The organism is Brevibacterium marinum (genome assembly GCF_011927955.1).
Classification (GTDB): Bacteria; Actinomycetota; Actinomycetes; order Actinomycetales; family Brevibacteriaceae; genus Brevibacterium; species Brevibacterium marinum.
On sequence record NZ_JAATJN010000001.1, the window covers coordinates 1136733 to 1158637 of the forward strand.

The 21905-nt window shown below is 66.5% G+C and carries 19 protein-coding genes; 12 read left to right on the top strand and 7 right to left on the bottom strand.

Going from position 1 to position 21905, the window contains the following annotated elements; genetic code table 11:
* Positions 1-110 precede the first annotated feature (110 nt).
* From BKA07_RS04955 to BKA07_RS04965, 3 genes are all read right to left on the bottom strand, one after another.
* Entirely contained in the window at positions 111-1559 is a 1449-nt protein-coding gene (locus tag BKA07_RS04955) for a serine hydroxymethyltransferase (protein WP_342448993.1), read from the bottom strand.
* A gap of 254 nt (positions 1560-1813) precedes the next feature.
* Positions 1814-3907: a sensor histidine kinase gene (locus tag BKA07_RS04960; protein WP_167949920.1), complete on the bottom strand. Its 2094-nt coding sequence runs from the start codon at positions 3905-3907 to the stop codon at positions 1814-1816.
* A complete protein-coding gene (locus BKA07_RS04965) occupies positions 3904-4884 on the bottom strand; it encodes a DMT family protein (protein WP_167949921.1) in 981 nt (326 codons plus the stop codon). Before BKA07_RS04965 ends, BKA07_RS04960 begins: the two co-directional genes overlap by 4 nt.
* A 252-nt stretch (positions 4885-5136) precedes the next feature.
* Here BKA07_RS04965 and BKA07_RS04970 point away from each other — a divergent pair, with 252 nt between their 5' ends.
* The gene (locus BKA07_RS04970) at positions 5137-5814 is read left to right on the top strand and encodes a response regulator (protein ID WP_167952896.1); all 678 of its coding nucleotides are present in this window, start codon (positions 5137-5139) and stop codon (positions 5812-5814) included.
* Positions 5815-5959: 145 nt separating this feature from the next.
* On the opposite strand, the gene BKA07_RS04975 is transcribed toward BKA07_RS04970, so the two are convergent.
* Positions 5960-7087, bottom strand: coding sequence for a nitronate monooxygenase (locus BKA07_RS04975; protein ID WP_342448994.1), 1128 nt, complete (start codon positions 7085-7087; stop codon positions 5960-5962).
* Between the two features lie 133 nt (positions 7088-7220).
* On the opposite strand from BKA07_RS04975, the gene BKA07_RS04980 reads away from it, so the two are divergent.
* The 7 genes from BKA07_RS04980 (at position 7221) to BKA07_RS05010 (ending at position 15683) form a co-directional block, all read left to right on the top strand.
* Positions 7221-8903: an acyltransferase family protein gene (locus BKA07_RS04980; RefSeq protein ID WP_167949923.1), complete on the top strand. Its 1683-nt coding sequence runs from the start codon at positions 7221-7223 to the stop codon at positions 8901-8903.
* A gap of 150 nt (positions 8904-9053) precedes the next feature.
* Positions 9054-10301 (top strand): trans-sulfuration enzyme family protein, encoded by a 1248-nt coding sequence (locus BKA07_RS04985; RefSeq protein ID WP_245161842.1) that lies wholly within the window; start codon positions 9054-9056, stop codon positions 10299-10301.
* A gap of 149 nt (positions 10302-10450) precedes the next feature.
* Positions 10451-12559, top strand: coding sequence for a sensor histidine kinase (locus BKA07_RS04990; RefSeq protein WP_167949924.1), 2109 nt, complete (start codon positions 10451-10453; stop codon positions 12557-12559).
* Positions 12547-13191 (top strand): response regulator transcription factor, encoded by a 645-nt coding sequence (locus BKA07_RS04995; protein WP_167949925.1) that lies wholly within the window; start codon positions 12547-12549, stop codon positions 13189-13191. The genes BKA07_RS04990 and BKA07_RS04995 overlap by 13 nt, the downstream gene beginning before the upstream one ends.
* A 1-nt stretch (position 13192) precedes the next feature.
* Entirely contained in the window at positions 13193-14170 is a 978-nt protein-coding gene (locus BKA07_RS05000; protein ID WP_167949926.1) for a DUF4097 family beta strand repeat-containing protein, read from the top strand.
* Positions 14171-14268: 98 nt separating this feature from the next.
* On the top strand, positions 14269-15042 hold the full coding sequence (locus tag BKA07_RS05005; RefSeq protein WP_167949927.1) for an SDR family oxidoreductase: 774 nt from the start codon (positions 14269-14271) through the stop codon (positions 15040-15042).
* A gap of 95 nt (positions 15043-15137) precedes the next feature.
* A complete protein-coding gene (locus tag BKA07_RS05010; RefSeq protein WP_167949928.1) occupies positions 15138-15683 on the top strand; it encodes a DUF421 domain-containing protein in 546 nt (181 codons plus the stop codon).
* 50 nt (positions 15684-15733) lie between these two features.
* On the opposite strand, the gene BKA07_RS05015 is transcribed toward BKA07_RS05010, so the two are convergent.
* Positions 15734-16669: an amidohydrolase family protein gene (locus BKA07_RS05015; RefSeq protein ID WP_167949929.1), complete on the bottom strand. Its 936-nt coding sequence runs from the start codon at positions 16667-16669 to the stop codon at positions 15734-15736.
* Positions 16670-16691: 22 nt separating this feature from the next.
* Here BKA07_RS05015 and BKA07_RS05020 point away from each other — a divergent pair, with 22 nt between their 5' ends.
* Entirely contained in the window at positions 16692-17609 is a 918-nt protein-coding gene (locus BKA07_RS05020) for a DUF402 domain-containing protein (protein ID WP_167949930.1), read from the top strand.
* A gap of 51 nt (positions 17610-17660) precedes the next feature.
* Positions 17661-18683, top strand: a complete 1023-nt coding sequence (locus BKA07_RS05025) for an NADP-dependent oxidoreductase (RefSeq protein ID WP_167949931.1) — start codon at positions 17661-17663, stop codon at positions 18681-18683.
* A gap of 75 nt (positions 18684-18758) precedes the next feature.
* Here BKA07_RS05025 and BKA07_RS05030 read toward each other — a convergent pair whose 3' ends face one another.
* On the bottom strand, positions 18759-19751 hold the full coding sequence (locus tag BKA07_RS05030) for an asparaginase (protein WP_167949932.1): 993 nt from the start codon (positions 19749-19751) through the stop codon (positions 18759-18761).
* A gap of 97 nt (positions 19752-19848) precedes the next feature.
* On the opposite strand from BKA07_RS05030, the gene BKA07_RS05035 reads away from it, so the two are divergent.
* On the top strand, positions 19849-20316 hold the full coding sequence (locus tag BKA07_RS05035; RefSeq protein WP_167949933.1) for an MmcQ/YjbR family DNA-binding protein: 468 nt from the start codon (positions 19849-19851) through the stop codon (positions 20314-20316).
* 49 nt (positions 20317-20365) lie between these two features.
* Complete coding sequence (locus tag BKA07_RS05040; protein WP_167949934.1) at positions 20366-20683, top strand: hypothetical protein; 318 nt, start codon at positions 20366-20368, stop codon at positions 20681-20683.
* Between the two features lie 77 nt (positions 20684-20760).
* On the opposite strand, the gene BKA07_RS05045 is transcribed toward BKA07_RS05040, so the two are convergent.
* A complete protein-coding gene (locus tag BKA07_RS05045; protein WP_245161843.1) occupies positions 20761-21819 on the bottom strand; it encodes a phosphatase PAP2 family protein in 1059 nt (352 codons plus the stop codon).
* Positions 21820-21905: the final 86 nt, after the last annotated feature.

The window sequence follows — 21905 nt, forward strand, 5'->3', positions numbered from 1 at the left end:
ATTCGAGGCTACCGGTGGCAGCGGTTCGCCGCTGTCGTCCGAAAGGATGAGATCACCCGTCTTCGCAGCAGCCGTCGTCGGGGGGGGGGGGGGTCGGGAGGGGTGAGAGGTCAGGCGGTGTGCCTCACCTCGGTGAAGTCCTTGCGCCACGTCGAGACTTCGGCTGCGATGTCGCTGAGGATCGCCTCGGTCGCGCTCCCGTGGCGTGTGCTCCCGTGGCGTACCCGAGCAGTGGAGGGGCCCTCTTGGTCGGCCGCACACAGCGCTTGGCCGGCCTCTAGCGCCCTGGTCATGAGTTCGGCCATCCGCGGCATGTCGGCTGTGGTCATTCCTCGACGCACGATCTCAGGCGTGCCCACGCGCAGACCGTTCTGGCCCCCGGGGAACTCGGGCGCGGGCAGGCCGATGCCCGAGGTGAGGAAGCCGGCGCGCTCCAGGGTGCGGGCGGCGGTCATGCCACCGCCGAATGGCGCGGCCAGCAGTCCGAACTGGTGGGAGTCGGTGAAGCCCTCCGCGCACCGGAACGGCTCGACACCACGTGCCGAGAGCTCGTCGGCCAGGGTTGAGGCGCTCGCCCGCATCTCGGAGGCATAGTCCTCACCGCACTCGATCCAGTCGGCCAGGGTCACTCCGAGAGCGGCGACCGCACCGGCGTCGAAGTTCGCGGTCAGCCCGGGGAAGGCGATGGCGTCGATGCGCTGCGAGAGTTCCGCGTCGTTGCTGAGCAGCAGACCGTGGGACGGGCCGCCGAGACTCTTGTAGGTGCTCATCGACATGAGATGGGCGCCCTCGTCGAGCGGGTTGGCCCACTGTCTGCCGGCGATCATCCCGCAGACGTGGGCGGCGTCGAAGAGCAGGTGGGCGCCGACCTCATCGGCGATCTCGCGGACCTTCGCGACGGGATGCTCGAAGAGGTTGAGCGAGCCGCCCATCGTGATCAGGCGCGGCTTCACTTCGCGAGCCATGTTCGCCAGGGCGTCGAGGTCACAGCTGTAGGCGTCGATGCTGACCGGTGAGCCGGTGGTGTGCAGTCCGTAGAGCCCGGCCGCGCCCTCGGCATGGTGGGTGACGTGCCCGCCGATGGTCGTGGGTGAGGCGATGATGTCGTCACCGGGGGAGCAGGTTGCCATGAACGCGTAGAGGTTCGCCATCGCTCCGCTGGGCACGCGCACCTCGGCGAAGGAGGCGTTGAACAGCCGGGCCGCGAGCTCCGCGGTGACGACCTCGACCTGTTCGATGTGTTTGAGACCCATCTCGTACTTCTCGCCCGCGTAACCCAGCGAGGTCCGCGGTCCCGAACCGCTGGACAGGAGCGCGGCCGCGCGTGGGTTGAGGACGTTCGAGGCGGGATTGAGGTTGAACGCCTCCTCGTCGTGGAGCCGGTCGGAGGCGGCGATGAGGTCCTCGATGCCCGCGACGACCTCGCCCATGGGTACGGTCGGTGCGGTGGTCCCGCTGCGACTTCCGGAGGGGTCGCCCTCGCCGAGGTGGGTGCGGGAGATGGTCTCGATGCGTTCGCGGCTGCCGGCTGGGACCCAGGTCTGCGGTGTCTGGAACACGGGCGACTCCTTCGTCGTGGTGAGGTGTGCGTCCGACTGTTCGTGCTCGGACGGTTTCGGGCGTGCCCCGAACCACTTCGATCCTAGGCAGTCACCGCCCGAATCCCGGCGGTTGAGCCTCAAGAGTGTGTATGAGGATCTTCTGCAGAATCTTGAACGATCGGCCCAGCCGCGGACAGCCCAGCCGCGGACGGCCCAGCCGCGGACAGCCCAGCCGCGGACGGCCCAGCCGCGGACAACCCAGCCGCGGACGGTCAGGACACGGGCAGCCTCGCGCGTACCCCGAATCCGCCTTCGGCGCTCGGTCCCACCTGCAGTGTTCCGTCGAGGGCCTCGACCCTTTCGCGCATGCCCTTGAGACCGAACCCTCCGCCGAGGCGGCCGGATGTCGGGTGCGTCGGGTGGCCCGCGCCGGTCGACGTCGGGTGCCCCTCGCCGGTCGACGTCGGGTGCCCCTCGCCGGTTGACGTCGGGATCCCGTTGACGACCGTGATCCTCAGCTGCGAATCAGCGGTGTCCACGGACACATACACCGGCGCACCGGGCGCGTGGCGAAGCGCATTCGACAGCGCCTCCTGGACGAGGCGGAACGCGGTCAGACCGGTCGTCGGGTTGAGGAGGATCGGGCCGACAGGGAATTCGAGCTCCACCTCGGCGCCCGAACCGCGAGTGGCCTCGACGAGATCGGGAATGTCGTCGATCACCGGCTGCGGGGCCAGATCGGCATCGGCGCCGCCACGCAGGATCGCCAGCAGTCCGCGCATCTCATTCAGCGCCTGCCGCGCGGAGCCGGCGATCGAGTCGAACTCCTCGACGCTGCGCTGTTCGAGTTCCGGCAGCCGGTAGCGGGCCGTGGTGGCCTGCACGCTGATGACGGACATACTGTGGGCGACGACGTCGTGGAGTTCCTGGGCGATGCGGTTGCGCTCCTCGAGTTCCTGGCGTCTGCTCAGCTCTTCGGCACTCAGCCGGCGTTCCTCCGCCAGCTGGCTGCGGCCGCGGATCCACAGATTGCCGATCACCGCGATGATCGAGACTCCTGCGGTGAGTGAGACGGTCGTGATGACATTGGCCATGGCTCCGGACAGGCCCCCTGCATGGGGCATGGCCAGGCTAAGTGCTCCGAGCACAGCCGACAGCGACCACAGGATGACGAGGTGGAGCCAGCTGTGGCGCAGTCCGACGATGAGGTGGAGGAAGACCAGAGCCAGGATCGACGTCACCGTCCACGGCCACACCAGGCCGAGAGAATCCGCGGTGAGGATGATTCCGGCCGCAGACGAGGCCACTCCCACAACGATCGCGGCGATCGGCTGCCTGACGGCCAGGACCAGGGCGACGCTCTGGGCGAGGACGACGATCATCGCGATGACCGTCGACGTCTCGTACAGTGCTGCCGTCACGGGCCATCCGACGGCGACGAGGACGACCCCGGTGAAGACGGACAGCAGCCAGAACCACCCTTCGGTGTTCACGCGTGTCATGACGTAGCCGGTGCCGGATGAGGACGAGTGGTCCACAGAACCGAACCCGTCCGGGTCGTGACCTGGTCCGTCACCGGCTCGTGCATCTCCCACCGAGGCTCTCCCATCGTGACCTGGCGCCAGTCCTGCCGTGCTGGCCGCGATCTCCAAGCGGGCCATGGCGTGGAGGACGAAGGGGAAGGTGATGAGGAGGATGAGGCCCGTGACGAACTGGACGGTTGCCACAGTGCCGAAGCCCAGATCCATCACCGAGGTGTCGTTCGTGGCGGCGACGATGAATTCGATGAGCTCGGTGTTGCCTTCGGGCAGGAAGCGCCCCCAGAAGAAGTAGGTCAGCCCGCCCAGGGCGCCGAAGAACCACGTCACAGTCACGGAGAACGTGAGGATCCGGATCGGCAGGGCGAAGACGGCTTCGAACAGCAGGTCCAGCCACCGGCGACCGTCGGCCATGGCACCGATCCACCCGCGGAGTCCGCGGTCGCGAGAACGATGGGCAACCTCGGCGATGGGGGCGCCCCACTGCCGGGCTCGGGCCCGGGACAGGTTCGCGAATCCGGTCGCCACGAAGAGCGTCAGCGGCAGCAGCAGGGCACCGAGCCAGATGACGAAGGTGGCGATCGAGATGGAGAACAGCGCGATGAGGACGCTGAACCCGATGAGTGAGATGAAGAAGCCTGGGAGGACGAGGATGCTGTCGCGGCCCATGTTGTGCCACATCCGCGACCACCACGACCGGTCGGATGCGGGAGTGTGAGCATCATCGGGGCCGGTCTGCGGCGGGGTTGAGGGACGGGGCACGTTCTCAGAGTACGTGCCCGGGTCCGTGCGCGCATCGGTGATGGAAGGTTCGAAGATCGGGTTCATGACCGGACTCCTTGTTCTCTCTGCACCAGTGTGTGGGTGGTCGACGATTCGTTCGGACGGCCGGCAGGTGGTTCATCGGCTCCGTCGGCGGGAGTGTTCGCCGTCGGCGATGGTCGAAGGCGCGACTCATGCCTGAGCGATGCCTTCGCCTTGAGTGCGCGGGGATGGAAGCGTGAGAGCATGCAGACTCCGCCGACGCCGCCGGCGCCTGCGAGCAGCAGGAGGCCGATCGCCATGGGTGTCAGACCTGTGTATTCGCCGAAGAAGGCGGCGCCGATGACCACGGCCACGATCGGGTCGATGACGGTCAGGCCCGCGAGTACCGTCTCGGCAGGTCCGCAGGCGTAGGCGGTCTGGACCAGCCAGAATCCCACCGCCGAGGCGATACCCACCGCGGCGAGCACCATCCACCACCGGGAGCCCATGAGGTCGAATCCGGGAAGTCCCCCGGCTACGACGGTGCGGGCGAGCACATGTGTCGCGGCGGCGACGGTGCCGAAGATGATGCCGGTCATGACGACTCGGGGGATGTGTCCGGCCCGGCTGAAGGCGAAGAGCGCGCCGAAGACGCTGAGGGCGATGAGGATCGACAGCAGCCAGGTGATCGATTCCTCGGTGGCGACGAGTTCGTGGGAGAACTGCGCCGAGGTGGTCACGAAGGTGAAGATCGAAAACATCGTCACCCCGATGCTGATGAGCAGCGGGGCACCGAGCCGCAGGCCGAAGTACCGGCGGCTGATGAGCGCGGCGAAGACGAGGGAGATCGCGCCTATGGGTTGGACGATGGCGACGGGGCCCAGGCCCAGGGCGATGACGTTGAGGACGGTCACGAGGCCCATCAGTCCCAGTCCGGTGACCCAGGTGGCTCGGCGTTTGGGACCGGGTGTCATTGTGGCGACGGCGTGCTGCTGTAAGTGCGTGCCGAGCGCCAGACAGAAGGCTGCTGTCGTGGCGAGGACTATCGCGGTGATGAACATGATGTGCACGCTAAGGACAGAGTGTCGCGGTGCGCATCATACGAAGGAGTGATTGTGCGGATCGCCGTGTGGTACTTCCGGATGAAATCATCGCTGAGCCCGATGCGATCGCCGAGTTGTCACGGTTTTCAGGGGTCTCAGGCGGTGCCGGTCGGGTAGCGTGAGAGCATGCCAGAAGCAGGAGCGTCAGGTCCGAGTCCGACACCGCGCCCAACGCCGAGTCCGACACCGGGGTCGATCGCGAGCGACGGGATGCCGCCGCCGGCGACCGAGACGACCCGAGTCGCCATCGTCGACGACCAGGCCATGGTGCGGCAGGGATTCGGCGCCCTCCTCGACGCGCAGCCGGACATGAGCGTCGTCGGCAGCGCCGAGGACGGTTCGCAGGTCGTCGACCTCGTGCGCCGGACCGCGCCGGACGTCATCCTCATGGACATCCGGATGCCGAAGCTCAACGGTCTGGACGCCACCCGAGCCGTCTTCTCCATGCCCGGCGAACACCCGAAGGTCATCATGCTCACCACCTTCGACGCCGACGAGTACGTGTTCTCCGCCCTGCGTGCCGGAGCCAGCGGCTTCCTGCTCAAGGATGCCACCGCCGAGGACATGATCACCGCCGTCCGCGTGGTCGCCGAGGGGCAGTCGCTGCTGGCGCCGTCCGTGACCCGTCGCCTCATCTCCGAGTACGTCAGCGGTCCGAAGATCTCCAAGGACACGGCCGTCCTCGGGCAGCTGACCGACCGTGAGATCGACGTCATGAGGCTGGTGGCCAAGGGTCATGCCAACGCCGAGGTGGCCGAGCGGCTGTTCCTGGCCGAACAGACCGTCAAGACCCACGTGTCCAGGATCCTGTCGAAGCTGGGTCTGCGCGATCGCACGCAGATCGTCGTCGCCGCCTACGAATCCGGGCTGGTCGTCGCCGGCAGCTGAATGCGGACGGGCAGAGTCGCTACCCAGTGCGAAGCATTCTTAGCTGGACGTTTTGGGCCGAAGAATGTGCCTATTCTCGGTCCAAAACGTCCAGCTAAGGTACGTCTGCGGTTTGGCGGGGAGGTGCGAGCGTCCGCTGACGACGTCAGCCCCGGGCGAAGGGAGCGCCGAGTTCCTTGACGATGGTCTCGGCCGATCCTGTCCGGGCGCCGCGAAAGCCGGTTCCGGCCCAGAGGTGCAGGCCCTGGGGGTCGTCGTCCTTCTTCGCCTGGGCACGGAACGACTTCGTCAGATGATGGACGGCCGGGTAGGCGTCGACCGCGATCGGATCGAACTTCCTCACGAAGTCATTGACCAGCGCCCGAGCGGGCCGACCGGTGAACGCCCTGGTCAGTCGTGTCTCATCGAACTTCTCGGACTGCAGTGCGGCCCGGTGCGCCTCTGAAGTGCCGGCTTCGTCGCTGCGCAGCAGGAGGGTGCCGACGACGACAGCGCTCGCCCCTGCCTGCAGCAGCTCGTCCACGGCATCCGCGCTGTCGACTCCGCCTCCCGCGGCCACGGGCAGGCTCACCTCGGCGAGGACATCACGAACGAGGTCGGACGTGGCTCGGTCATCGATGTCCCGAGTCGGATCGGCCGTGCCCGAGTGCCCGCCGGCTCGAGGGCCCTGCACGATGAGGGCGTCGACCCCGCGATCGGCGGCGGTGCGCGCCTCGGCAGTCGTCGTCACGGTGGCCACCACCTGGGTGCCGACGGAATGGAGACGATCGACCACCTCGGCGGCGGGGATGTTGAACGTCATCGACACCAGGGGCACGGGATCGTCGACGAGGTGGTCGACCTTTTCGTCGTAGTGATCGTCGTCTTCGACGGGCTCCGGATCGATGGCAACGCCGTGATCGGCCGCGACGGGCTCGAGCGCCGAGACGAACGCGTCGAAGGCGCCACGATCGATGGGCACCGGGGCCGGGACGAAGAGATTGACTCCGAAGTTCTCGGTCGTCTCTCGCATGCGCTCGATCAGCGGGGCGAGGGCATCGGCCGTGAGGTAGCCACCGGCCACGAAGGGGAATCCGCCGGCTCGGGCGACGGCGGCGGTGAGCTCGGGAGTCGTCGTTCCGCCGGCCATCGGGGCGCCGATGATGGGCAGGTCTGTGGTCTCGAAGGCGATCGTCGTCATCTGCATGCTCCTTGCTCGGGTCGTTGAGCCCGCGGGGACTCCTGTCGCCGGTTCTGCACCTGTGTAGTGAGGCCTCTGCCGCCATTCTTGCACCTGTTGGGACCGGCTTCACCCGGAAGTAGCGTGTGGGAGCGCCCAGATCGGAACTCTGAGGTGATGTGGAGAGGAGACCCCGGCTCATAGCTTCGGGTCAGTCGAACATCGCCGAACCGTTCCAGGAGCCGAAATGTCCCTCACCCTCAGTGGCCCGCCTGAGGTCACAACCACCGCGCCCACCAGCACAGCGTCCGGCAGCCGTCGGGCTCCTCATCGTGACCGGGCGATCGACCTCATCCGCTTCGGCTGCCTCTTCGTTGTGGTCATCCTGCACTCGATGATGAGTGCCGCCGTTCTCGGCCCCGACGGCACCGTCATCCCCACGGTGGCTCTGTCCACGACCACAGGATTCACCATCGCGTCCTGGTTCTTCCAGATCATGCCGCTGTTCTACTTCATCGGCGGCTATGCCTCCCTGAGCGGTTGGCGTCGCACCCAAGCCAAGGGCGGGACGTGGGTCGACTATCTGCGTTCACGCCTGCGTCGGCTCGTCATTCCGGTGGCCGTGCTCATCGGCATCGCCGGTGTGGGACTGTCTGTCGCCTCGGAACTGGGCGTGCCCGCAGAACTCCTCGCCGAGGCCAGCGCTCGGATCGGTCAGCCATTGTGGTTCCTCGCCGTTTACGTCGGACTGACATCCTTGGTCCCTGTGGCCGCACACTTCCACGAACGGGCGCCGAAACGGACGATCCTTGCGCTCGCCGGCGTTGTCGTCGCGGTGGACGGTCTGGTCGGCATCACAGGGGTGAGCGCACTCGGGTATCTCAACTTCCTCTTCGTCTGGCCGCTGATCCAGCAGTGCGGGTTCGTCTTCGCCGATGTCCTCCGGTCGCCGGTGCGAGTGTGGCTGAATTGGACCGTCATGAGCTTGGCCTTGGTGGCCCTCGGCGCTCTTGTCGCGCTTGGGGTGTACAGCCCGAACATGCTCGTCAACCTCAATCCGCCCACGGGTGCTCTGGTGCTGCTCGGAGTGGCGCAGATGTGCGTTCTGCGTCTGGGGCACTCGTGGTTGAGCACCCTGGTCGCGGGCGGCTCGGATCCCACAGCCGTGGGGCACGAATATCAGGGACGTCTCTGGGATCGGATCATCGCCTGGGGCAACGACTACGGAATGCACGTCTACCTGTGGCACATGCCGATCGTCACCACGCTCATCGGCGGGCTCGGATACCTGGCGAATCTCGTCTCGGGCGTCTGGCTCGGCCCAAATCTGTCGCTGGCAGGGTTCGTCCTCCCGGAGATCGAATCAGCCTGGTGGTGGGCAAGCCGTCTGCTCTGGCTGCTGGCGGTGATGGTCCTCGCTTCTGCGTTGGCGATCGCCATGTCGAAGGTGCGCTTCTTCAGTGAAGCGACCCTGGAACGTGCGGGACGGGCGATTACGGGAGTAGCGCGCGAACTCACCTCCGCCGGCGTTGACTCTTCGGGCGCCCCGGCGGGCGACTCGGCGGGCACCGCGTTGGGCGCCCCGGCGGGCGACTCGGCGGGCACCGCGTTGGGCGCCCCGGCGGGCGACTCGGCGAGCACGGTGGGCACGGAGGATCCGGTGAGATCGGCCCGCGGGGGCAGGCTCCAGTGGAGTCAGCGCACCCGCGGAATCCTCGCGGTCGGGCTCGCGATGGCCGGGATTGCCATCGCCCTCCTCGTCGGAATCGCGCCGCTGATCTGGACACTGGTCTCGGTGAGCACGCTCGTGGCCTCCCTGGTGCTGGTCGCATGCCTGAAGACGCCGGTCCCAGGTCCGGGCGAGGTCGAGCGGGTTGCGGCTGCGCCCCAGCCGCTTGCATGCCCCAGCCGCTCGCATGACGAAAGATGACTCCCGAAGACTCGAACATGACAGGCGGTGACTTCTCGGGACACGCACGGGCCCGGCCGGCCTGCGCGCGGGTCAGACTGGTGATACCTCGATCCCGGTGGCGAGAGCCGCGGAACCGATCGGGGGTCATCAGTGAAGGAAGGACCCGCCATGAGCATCACCCAGAACGGAATCTCGACCCGCTCTGTGCATTCGGGCGCCGACCCCGAATCTCACACCGGTTCGGTCGTCGCCCCGATCTTCCAGACCTCGACCTTCATGATGGACACCCCGGGCCGGACACGCGCCGGCTTCGACTATGCGCGCACCGGGACCCCGAACCGCAGCGACCTCGAGCAGGTGCTGTGCGAACTCGAGAACGCGAGCTTCGCAGCAGCGGTGAATTCGGGCACCTCGGCGGAGGTCGCCATCTTCTCCGCACTGCTGGGTCCCGGCGACGAGATCATCATCCCCCGCGACATCTACGGCGGCACCTACCGGCTGCTGGTCAACGAATACGAGCGCTGGGGTGTCAGCATCCGCACCGTCGACCTCACCGACACCGAGGCGCTGGCGGCCGCGATCTCGGAGCGGACCGCAATCGTGTGGGTCGAGACCCCGAGCAACCCCGGGCTCGACATCGTCGACATCGAGGAGACGGCCAGGCTGGCGCACGCCAACGATGCGGTCCTCGCCGTCGACTCCACCTTCGCCACCCCCATCCTCCAGCGCCCGATCGAGCTCGGGGCCGATGTCGTCATCCACTCGACGACGAAGTTCATCAACGGCCACTCCGATGTCATCGGCGGTGCCGTCCTCGCCGGTGACGGCTCGACCTGTCCCCGTGCCGCCGAGGCTGTTCCTCGTCTCGAGTCCCACCTGGCATCCGTGGGGTTGGGCATCGCCCCGTTCGACGCCTGGCTGACGCGCCGCGGCATCAAGACCCTGCCGGTGCGCATGGCCAAGCACTGCGAGAACGCGCAGGCCGTGGCGCAGTGGCTGGAGAACCGTCCCGAGATCGCCGAGGTGTACTACCCCGGGCTGCCCTCGCACCCCGGTCACGAGGTCGCGAAGAAGCAGATGAGCGGCTTCGGGGGAGTCGTGTCATTTCGCACCGACACCGAGGAGCGCGCTCTGTCGCTGGTTCAGAGCACGGAACTCATCACCCTGGCCGAATCGCTCGGCGGCGTCGAGTCCCTCATCGACCACCCGGCGACCATGACCCACCTGGCCATTGCCGACTGCGAACTCAGCGTCTCACCGACATTCATCCGCCTGTCCCTGGGCATCGAAGACATCGCCGACATCCTTGCCGACCTCGACTCCGCGCTTGCCACGACGACGCGGGCTCCGGATGCGAACGCTCCGGATGTGAACCCCTCACCGTCACTCCCGAATCACCCCTTTGCAGCGGTATGAAAAGAGGCTGGCGGTGCCCAGCGCTGTGCCAACGGTAGTGAATGGTGGCTCGGGTAGAAGTTGCCGCCAACGGTGTGGGGGAAAACCCGACGCAGGGTAGGCGGTCAACGTGCTGTCGGCGGCTCGTCGACTCCCGTAGCGTATTTGCTATGAGTGAGAACACCCCCGAGAACCCACAAGGATCGGAGCCGCAGGGCGCCGATTCCCCGGACTTCGAGACACCGGACGAACAGAAGTCGTTCAGTGCCGAGTCAATCGTCAATGCGCCGCCGACCTCGGAAGTGGCCGAGACTTCGCATGACTCGACCGATGACGATTCGAGCGAGCAGGCGAACGGCGCCTTCGACAGCGCGCCGATGGCGACGGAGGCCGGACAGTTCCGGACCGCGCCGATGGACATGGACCTCCCCTTCCGCCCTGGTGCCGAGATCGGCCACGGCGCCGACTTCAGTCCCGGCACCGATCAGCGATTCGGATCGGGTGGACATCAGCAGCCGCCGGCAAGCGACTACCCGACGCAGCAGTACACCCAGGCATATCCCCAGACCTCTGCGGTGAATGCGAACTCCCCTCAGGGGCACCCGGAGCAGGTGCCCCATCAGTCGGCACCCCCACAGCAAGTACCCGGACCCCAGCCCACCCAAGCATTCCCGCCCGGCCACCAGCAGCACGGCCACCCGGGCCAGCCCGGTCCGCCGCAAGCCGCCGGTCACTCCCAGCCCGCCGGTCACCCGGGCCAGCCTGTTCCTCCGCAAGGCGGCGGCCACCCCCAGCCCGCCGGCCCTCCACAGCCCGCCGGCGGCCCTCAACCCGCCTACCCCCAGCAGCCCGGCAGCGCTCCCCGCACCCACCCGAACCACGCTGTCAACGCTCAGATGCCGATGCAGCCGATGCGGCCACCTCGGCGGAAGAAGCCGAGTCCGGAACACGTCACCTCCGCACCCGTGACGGGCGCGATGCCGCTGACGCGCGAGGAGGTCACGGAGGTCCCCGCCGACGGCCCGATCGAATGGCCGCAGAAGCGAGTCGGGATCGTCGGAGTCGCGAACCTCGTGCTCTCTGCCGTGATGGCGGTGATCTGGGCCTGGATTCCCCTCGGACTGCTGTTCACCGGCTTCGGCGGTATCTTCGCCCTCGGCCTCGGCGTGCTCGCTCTCGTCGTCTGGGTCATCATCCAACAGGGCGCGAACGTCTTCGAACGCTACCGAGCCGAACTCATCTACGGCGACCGGATACCGGTCCCGAAGATCGAACGCAGCACCCGCGAATCGGGCTTCGGCCGGTTCTTCCACAACCGCTGGCTGCACGTGAAGTCCGGTTCCTTCTGGCGCTCGACGGCCCACCATTACGTGAAGATGCTGCTCGGCGCGGTCATCGTCGCCGGCACCATCGCCGGCATCTGCGGTGCCATCATCGGCGTCTTCAGCGCCATCAACCCTGAGGGCATCACCAACTTCTTCTTCCGTGGGACCACCGGCGGGCTGGGGCGCACCGGCGTCGCCATCGGCTCTCTCATCGTCTTCGCCAGCTCGGTGGCGATCCTGTGGTTCGCCCCGTACCTCGACAGGGCACTGGACCGCAGCCTGCTGGCACCGGCACGCACGGCTGCCCTGCAGGCCGAGGTCACCGATCTCGACCGTGCCCGCATGGCCGGGATCGAAGCGGCGGGTGCGGAGCGACTGCGCATCGAACGCGACCTCCACGACGGAGCCCAGCCACGCCTCGTCGCCCTGAGCATGACCCTGGGCATGGCGAAGTCGAAGATCGACAAGGATCCCGAACGCGCCAAAGAGCTCGTCTCCGAGGCCCACGCCGAGGCGAAGGGCATCGTCAACGAACTCCGCCAACTGGCACGCGGGATCCACCCTGCCGTGCTCACCGACCGCGGCCTCGATGCGGCCGTGTCCGCCCTGGCAGGACGCTCAACGATCCCCGTCGAGGTCGACGTCCGCCTGGCCGGACGCATCGATCGAGAGGCCGAAGCCGTGGCTTACTTCGTCGTCGCCGAGTGCCTGGCGAACATCGCCAAACACTCGGGTGCGACACATGCCCGCGTCTTCGTCGCCCCGATCGAGACGGGGATCCAGATCGTCGTCACCGACAACGGCCACGGCGGTGCACGCATCGATCGTTCGGGTCGTCACACCGGGATCGCCGGATTGGTCGATCGCGTCGAAGCCGCTCGTGGGACACTGAACCTGACCAGCCCCGCAGGTGGGCCAACTACTGTCGTTGTGGAGGTGCCATGCGCATCGTAATTGCCGAAGACTCTGCGATCTTGCGAGCTGGACTCGAGAGGCTTCTGGTCGATGCCGGCCACGAGGTGATCGCCGCGGTCCCCGATGCCAATGAGCTCCTCGCAACAGTCCACAGCACCCCGCCCGACCTCGCCGTCATCGACGTGCGCATGCCGCCGACGTTCACCGATGAAGGCGTCCGCGCCGCCGTGCTCATCCGCAAACAGAACCCGGATGTCAAGGTGCTCGTGTTCAGCCAGTATGTGGAGGAGCAGTACGCGTCCGAACTCATCGCGGAGAACACCGGTGGCTTCGGATATCTGCTCAAGGACCGAGTCGCCGATGTCGAGGACTTCCTCGCCGCCGTCGACGAGGTCGCCGCCGGTGGCACGGTCCTCGACCCCGAGGTCGTCTCGCAGATCCTCGTGCGCACACGCAAGAAGGACGGGCTCTCAACCCTGAGCCCCCGCGAACTCGAAGTCCTCCAGCTCATGGCCGAGGGTAAATCGAATGCCGCGATCGCCCGCATCCTCTACCTCAGCGCGGGAGCGGTTGAGAAGCACATCAGCTCGGTCTTCACCAAGTTCGGCCTCACCGCCGACACCTCTGACAATCGACGAATCCTTGCCGTCCTCACATTCCTCGGAGCATAGAATGCCTGCCACTGTCCACGTCAGCGAATCCACCCGCACGAGCATGCGCATCATCATCACGATCGTCGCGCTCGTCGTCCTCCTCGTTCCCATCGCCTTCAGCGTCGCCCACGGAGCCTCTCGTCTGAACTACACGAATCTCGAAGTCGCGAAGCCGCTCTCGACTGCGACCACAGACCTGAACTTCCTCCTCGACACCACCGCATCAGTGACCGTCAAGACCGCCGAGACCGATGAGCCGACCGTCCGGCTCACCGCCACGGGGCCTCGTGACGAAGCACCGACGCTGCGGGTGAGAGGATCCGGTGACTCATCGACCGTGTCCGTCGACGATCAGCGAAACCTCGAGAACGCGCGGATCGAGGTGACCCTTCCTGTGGAGACCTCGGAGGAGATGAAGCTCGATTTCAACGGCGGCTACGGTGCCATCGACGTCGCGGGTGACTACCGGGAGATCGTCGCCAAGACTGACGGCGGCGCGGTCGATGTCAGCGGCTCGGCCGAGCGCGTGCAGACCTCGACCGACTACGGAATGACCGACCTGAGCGGAACCTTCGACATCATCGAGTCCAAGACCGGTGTGGGTACGCTCAACGGTTCCAACCTCAACGTCCGCGACCACGTTGACGCGGTGACCTCGACGGGAACGATCGATCTCGACTTCTCCAACGACATGGTGCCGATGTCCGGCATCGTGGCCAAGGCCGACGAAGGTTCGATCGACATCCGTCTGCCGCGTCTGGACCTGGCCCAGGAGAGGATGGCCGCCGAGTCTGCCGCCTCCACGGGTGACAGTGCCGGTGACGCCGAGGATCTGTTCTACCGCATCAGTGCGAACTCGAATCAGGGCAGCGTGGATCTGGCCAAGGACCTCAAGAAGTACGACGCATCGAAGGATTCGAGCGACGCCGAGGGCAAAACGGTCATTCCGGTGTCAGCGAGCGCCGATATGGGCGCGATCACCATCGAGCAGAACTAGGCTCAGCGAAGCCCGAGGCAACAGACTTAGACTGGGGCCCACCGTGTCCGGTCCGGCGACACAGCATTCGCCGGTCCACCGAACTCAAGGGAAGTGCCATGCAGATCACCGTCTATGGAGCCACCGGAACCTTCGGCCGTCGGCTCGTGACCCACCTGCGTCAACGCGGCCACTCGGTGATCGCCGCCCACCGCGGCATCGGGGTCGACACCTATGCCGGAGAGGGAGTCACCGAGGCCGCCGTTGGCAGCGATGTCCTCGTCGACTGCGTCAACCACATGACGAACAATAGGCACAAGGCACTCGACTTCTTCTCACGCAGTTCACGCTCGATCGCCCTGGCCGCGGCGGAGAACCCGGGTGCGGCCATGGCCTGCCTGTCCATTGCGTTCCGACCAGAGGTCGCCGAGTCCAGACTGCTCGGCTACTATCAGGGCAAGGACCTGCAGGAGCGGGTCTATCGCAGGCTGGTTCCCGCCGACCAGCTGCTGATGTTCCGGTCGACCCAGTGGTTCGAGCTCGTCGAATCGATGACGTTCACCGCCGGTCCGGTGGCCTTCGTGCCGCGGATGCGGGTCCAGGCGCTGGCGGCGGACGAGGCTGCTCGGATGATGGCCGAAGCCGTCGACGCAGGTGAACGCGGCACCGTCGAAGTCGCCGGCCCCGAAATCAGTGACTTCCCGACGATCGCCGGCAGGATCGCTGCCGCGACGGTGAATGCCGATTCTGCCGTGAGTGCCGGTGCGCGCGTGTCACGTGTGCCCACGATCGTGCCCATTCCGCTCCCCGGCCCGGTGTCGGCCAACGGGCTCATCCCCGATGCGCCGAGGCGCTCCACCGTCACCGTCGACGATTGGCTGCGCCGCCGCTGAGACCGGACCTGCCCGTGCGCCGATGCGCCGGCGCCTCCTCGCCCCCTTCCCGGGATGCGGCCGTCAAGTTGTAAGATCCAGTCGGGAGGAGAGGCATGGACTGGACCTGGGTGGAATTCGGACTCGACGGCGTCGACGCGGTGAGGATCGTCGTGTCCTGCATTGCGTTCTACCTCGGCATCATCCTTCTCGTGCGCGTGTCCGGTCAGCGCACCCTTGCCAATCTCTCGAGCTTCGACCTCGCAGCCATCATCGCCCTCGGTGCGATCATCGGTCGTGCGATCCTCGGCGACACCCCGACTCTCATCGCCGGTCTGCTGGCCCTGGCCACCCTGCTGGTCCTGCAGGCCCTGACCGGAAAGGCCCGCCGCTTCCACCGCATCGCCGGCATCGTCAACAGTCCCGCCGTCGTGCTCATGGCCGGCAGCGAACTGTTGACGGACAACCTCGCCCGGGCCCATGTCGACCCCGCCGAGGTGTATTCGAAGCTCCGTATGGCCGGCATCCGGCAGCGCGCCGAGGTGGCCTGCGTGATCCTCGAGCCGACCGGTCTGATCAGCGTGACCAGGCGGGGTGCGCCGATCGATGACGAGCTGCTGCGCGGCGTCATCGGGGCGGAGAGAATCCCACGAGAGGGCTGAGCGTTCGGCCACGCAATGGCTGCCCCCGCCGCCAAGCGAGGGCTGAGTGCTCAGCCTTCGAGTCCGAGTACCCGCGCGCCGTTGCGCCACAGCACCGAGCGCATCCACTCGTCGCCCAGTTCGAGTCCGGCCAGCCCTGAGATCTGGTCCGCATAGGGGTAGGGGATGTTCGGGAAGTCCGAGCCGAGGATGATCTTTTCCTGCAGGCCGGCCAAGCGCTGACGATAAGCGGGGTCCACCTCGGCGGGGGAGGAGAAGAACCCGGAGGCGTACATGGTCGTGTCGAGGTGGACCCCGCTGTAGTCCTCGGCGAGGTCGGCGAAGGCGTCGTACTCGGGCATGCCCATGTGGGCGATGACGAACTGCAGGGACGGAAAGCGCTCGAGCACCTTCGCCACTGCCTGTGGGCCGGTGTAGGTTCCGGGCAGAGGTTCGGAGCCGGCGTGGATGACGATGGGCACCTGCGCCTCGGCGAGTGCCGCCCACGCGCGATCGAGCACGCGGTCGTCGGGGGAGAAGCCGCCCACCTGGATGTGGACCTTGAACAGTCGGGCACCGGCCGCGAGTGCGGCGGGGACGTAGTCGGCGGATTCCGGTTCGGCGTAGAGCGTCGCGCAGTGGATGACGTCGTCGTGGACGGCGGCGAACTCGCGGTTCCACTCATTGAGCCAAGCCGCCATGCCGGGCTTGTGCGGGTAGGTCAGGGCCGGGATCGCGCGAACGCCCAGCTTGCGGACGATGTCCAGACGGGTTTCGGTGTCGTAGCGGTAGTGGATGGGCCAGGGGTAGCCGTAGCTGGACTCCGCGGCGTCGAAGTAGGCCCACACCTTGTCCAGGACGTTCTGCGGCAGGAAATGGATGTGGATGTCGGCGAGTCCGGGGATGTCGAGCGCATCGAGGTAGGCCGGAATGTCGGCATCGGTGCGCGGCGGCCGGATCGACGTGGCTGTCGCGTCCGTGCGATCGGGAGGGGTGAAGTCATCCATGCCACTACCCTAAACTGCCCTCATGGAGTTCACCGATCCGTACGAGATCGACATCCCCGCCGGTACGCGTCATGTGGGCGAGGGGCCGTTCTGGACGCCGGGCGAAACCGTGATCTGGTCGTTTCGGCGCTTCGACTTCGACCGTGACCACGCCGAGGTGCGTCGCCCGATGCGCGTCATCGAGGACTCTCCGTCCGGTGCCGTGCTGTGGATGGCCGGTGGCACTGCGACCACCGACACCAGAATCGTCGGATGGGAGGGCTCCGATCCTCACGACGTCCCATTGCAGGAACGGTTCCGTCCCCTCGCCGAGGCGCCCCGCCGGATCAATGCTCCCGGCACTTGGCGCGGGCTCGGAGTGCTCAAGATCGTCCCGGCACGTGTGCCCTTCTCGGTGTGGGTGCTCCTCAAGCCCGGTGTCTCCGGCAATGTTTCCAGCGCCGCCGGCGCAGCTCGTGGCATGTCCGACGATGCCGTTCGTGCCGACTGGTACGTCAATCTCGAAGCCACGCACCGGCGGACGGACGGTGTCCTGTACACGAGCGATCACATCCTCGACATCACGTTCCCCGTCGACACCGAACCGCTTCACGCGCCGTCCGCGCACGTGGTTTCCGAGCCCACGAGTTCCGGGCACACGACTTCCGCGTACACGACGAGCGGGGACGCGCCTCTCAATCCGAACGGGGCGGTGTTCAAAGACGTCGACGAGCTGGCCGCTGCTGCCAATTTCGGTGCCTGGCCACGTGAGTGGTCGGACATCATTCGGAGCAACGGATCCCAACTGCTCGACAACCTCGGCGAGTTCACCTGGGCATTCGACCCGAGGTGGGAGGTCAGGGCGCGCGAGCTCGTTGCGGAGTCGGCTGCCTCGGATTCTTCGCGAAATCAGGAACATCGTCCGATCCGTGCTGGTTGCTACAGCAAGGACAGGATCTGACAAGCGATCGTGCGCAGACGGCGCACGGCGTCGATGAAAGGAATCATCTCCATGACGACCAACCACAGGATTCGCCTGAACTCGCGCCCGGTCGGAGCGCCCAAGGCCGAGAACTATCTGTTCGACGAGGTTGAGCTCGGTTCGCCGGGGGAGGGCGAGGTGCTGCTGCGCACCCTGTACCTCTCGCTCGACCCGTACATGCGCGGCCGGATGTCGGATGCCAAGTCCTATGCGAAGCCGGTCGAGGTCGGCGACGTCATGGTCGGTGCCACGGTCTCCGAGGTCGTCGAGTCGAATTCCTCCGAATTCTCCGCCGGCGACACCGTCCTCGGCTACGGCGGGTGGCAGGAGTATTCCGTCGAGAAGGCCTCCCACCTGCGCCGCGTCGACCCGGAGATCGCTCCGATCAGCACCGCTCTCGGCGTTCTCGGGATGCCCGGCTTCACCGCATACTCGGGTCTGCTGGAGATCGGCCGCCCGCAGCCCGGGGAGACCGTGGCCGTGGCCGCCGCCACCGGTCCCGTCGGCTCGGTCGTCGGTCAGATCGCGAAGATCAAGGGTGCGAAGGCCGTCGGCATCGCCGGTGGCCCCGACAAGGTGGCGCATCTCAATGAGTTGGGCTTCGACGTCGCGCTCGACCACCGCTCCGGCAACCTCAAGAACGACCTCGCCGAGGCGGTGCCGCAGGGCATCGACGTCTACTTCGAGAACGTCGGCGGTGACGTGTTCAAGGCCGTGCTGCCGCGTTTGAACACCTATGCGCGAGTGCCAGTGTGCGGACTCGTGGCCAACTACAACCTCACCGAACTGCCCGAAGGTCCGGACCGTTCGGGTGCGCTCATGGGCAACATCCTCACGAGGTCGCTGAACGTGCGCGGCTTCATCCAGACCGAGTTCGTCGAGAAGCACCACGAGGCGTTCCTGGCCGACATGGGCGCCTGGGTCAAGGAAGGCAAGGTCCGCTACCGCGAGGACATCCGCCCGGGGCTGGACAAGGCGCCCGAGTACTTCAACGATCTGCTCACCGGCGGGAACTTCGGCAAGATGGTCGTGGCCGTCGGCGCCGAGAGCTGAGAGCAGACGTCACAGACGGTCGATTCGTTCATCGCTCGTCCGGTCGACCTCATCGTCGGCCCGTCCATCAGACACTCACCCGAACGCGGCGAACACCTCGGCGGGGTCGAGTCCCATGCTCAGGGCCAGGGTCAGGACGATTCGGGCCTTCCGCGCATCGAGGGTCCCGGCGGGGATGAGCCCGGAGGCGAGCAGCCCGATCTCCCCACCCGGATAGCCATAGGTATTCGTCAGGCTCGCACCCGAGCCCGGCCGACTGGCCAGGACGACGGGCATGGCCTCGCCGAGGCGGTTCACCGCCGGCACCAGATGTTCGGGGACGTGACCGCCGCCGACTCCCGAGATGACGGCGCCGGCGAATTCAGATTCGATGATCCGAGTCAGGGTGTCTTCGGGCTCGCCCATCCCCATCTCGGCGAGGGCGACCTTGGCCAAGGACTCCGGGCGGGCGAGACCGGCGAACGGCGAGACACCCGCGGCGACCGGCGAATGGGGGAGCCGGACGACGTCTTCGCTGAGCCAGCCGATCGCACCGAGGACAGGACCCGATGAGAACGCCGCAGTCGAGGACACATGTGACTTGCGGACGAAGCGCGGATCGTGGATCTCGTCGTTGAAGACCAGGCTTGAAGGCAGTCCATCGACCAGGGGCGACAGGGCGGTCAGTGCGGCGGCACGCACGTTCGCCGGCCCGTCGGCGCCGGGGAGGGTCGGATTGCGCATAGCCCCTGTGGCCGCGATGTGGATCCTCGAGTCGTTGAGCAGCCAGAGGGCGAAGGCGCTCTCCTCGAGGGTGTCCGTGCCCTGGGTGAGGACGATGCCGTCGGCCTCGCTCGTGCGCGCGAGCTCGCGGACGTCGAAGAGCATGTCGAGGGTGACATTGGCACTCGAAACCTGCGACACCTGGGTGAAATCGGCCTGCAGGTCCGGCCAGATCCGGTCGAGGCCAGCGGCTGCGGCGATCTCCGCTCCGCTCAGGGCGGGGGACACACCACCCGACTGATTCGAGGTCGATGCGATGGTTCCGCCGAGGGCGGCGACGAGGAGGCGGGGAGCGTTCTGCGACATGGGCTCGATTCTATCGGCACTGGTGATCGGTGCGATGTTGATTCGATCGATGCTGATTAGCCGATCTGGTGTCATGACCGTTTGCTAGCATCCAGTCATGGATCCCGACGCTGTCCTCACCCTCGGCCATGACCAGGCGGTCCAGTATCCGTCGGTGGAGATCGAGTACCCGTTCGGCCCCGAATACGCCGTGTACAAGGTGCGCGGGAAGATGTTCATGATGTTCTTCGATCTGCGCGGTGTGCCCAGCCTGAATCTCAAGATCGATCCGCTCGACGGGGAGGTCCTCCGCGACGCCTATGAGGAGATCACGGCCGGATACCACATGAACAAGAAGCACTGGATCACCGTGGCAGGTGTCGGAGGTGCAGGCCCAGATGACGAGGCTGCGGTCGACAGTGACGATTCCTGTCCCGGCAACATTCTCGACGCCGACCTGCTCCATGATCTCGTCCTCGAATCCTATTGCCTCGTCGTCGCGAAACTGCCCAAGAAGGATCGGCCCGTCGACCCGGAGACCTTCGGTGGAAGGGGTGAGGAGCAGATGACGCAGAAGCGGCGATGAGAGGCGGCACGAATTCCGGTCCCGACTTTCAGCCGCGTGTCCGGTGCTGATGGAGCGCTCAGGTCTGCAGGAGGTCATCCTCGGCTGGTCGATCCCGATCGACTCGATCGACGAGGTCGGGGCTGCGGTGGCCGCCGACCCGATGTGCCGGGTGTCCTCGCAGGTGCTGGCCGGTGCGAACTTCACCGCCACACTGTGGGTACACGACTACGGGCAGGTACAGGACCACGAGGCGCAGGTGCTCAAAGTCTCGCCACGTGCGACCGTCGTCGAACGCAAAGCGGCGCTGCGTCCCTACAAGAGGATGGGGCAGATCCTCGGCGCCGACGGCAGACGAGAGGGCACGGTTCCGGTCACCTGGTGGTGACCGGGCACGCCGCAGACGCCGCCGAAGACGTCTCCCCGGGCCCGTGACGCCGTGGACCCGTGACGCCGCCGAGGACGTTACGTGGTTTCGACGAGAGCCGATTCCTCACTGCGCCCAACCTTGCCGAAGCGGGCGCGCGGCGAACGCCGTCTCCGGTTGCCGGTGACCCAGGCACCCAGGGACACGGCAGCCCAGCCGATGGCCATCCCCGCGATGTCATCGACGATGTAGTGCCAACCGAAGTAGAGAGTGGCCACCACCGTGAACGCGAAGAATATCCAGGTCAGAGCCTGCAGCAGCGGCTTCTGACGGGTGCGCATCATGAATAGCGCCGCCGCAAAGGTCACGGACACGTGCAGGGACGCGAATGCCGCCACCCCCTGGATCTCCCCGCTGCCGATCGGGTCGGCAAGATAGTCGAGGCGAGTGCTGATCAGTGACTGCTGCAGGTCGCTGACTCCGGTTTCGGGAAGGCCGGAGTAGAGCTCCGGACGGGTGAAGACCGGTCCCAGGGCGGGCAGAATGTAGTAGCTGACCGTGCCGAGTACCCAGTTGAGGCTGAGCGTCGTCGCATACCAGGCACCGACGGCGAGGTTGCGATTGAGGATGAGGACGGCCCCGAGGCTGATGGGGATGAGCGGAAGATAGGCAAGGTAGACCAGGGAGAGCACTTCGGCCATGACATCGGTGCCGAACAGGTCGTGCAGGAACACTGCGGGATTGATTCCTCCGCCCAGCCAGAGGTCGGAGTGTGAGAGCTGCTGGTCGAAGAGAGTGCCCTCACGGTAGATCGGAAGGTCGCTCTTGAGGTTGCGGTAGCTGACATAGCAGATGTAGAAGCTGAGCATGCCCGCGGTGACGCAGAGCACGCGCTTGAGGCTCCACTCGTTCCTCACGACGCTGCGTATTCCCGAAGGAAGCTGCCTCCAGCCGCTCGTCCGCAGAGCGTCCACAACGATCCCCACGCCGAAGAACAGCAGCGCCAGCAGCGGCAGCCGGACATAGGCGGGGCCGAGGAAGCCGTCCGGATCCCTGAGCGGCCGGCCGAGGTAGATCGAAGAGCTCACGGCGACCGCTGCCACAGCGAGGGAGAGCAGCAGAGTGAAGGAGTAGGGCCATCGTCGCATCCGAGTCATCGGCACACTGTATAACAATTCGGCATCGTTATGCAGTTTCTGTGGGTCGTGTCACGGGATGATGGTAGGTAAGTTCACAGGTCGCT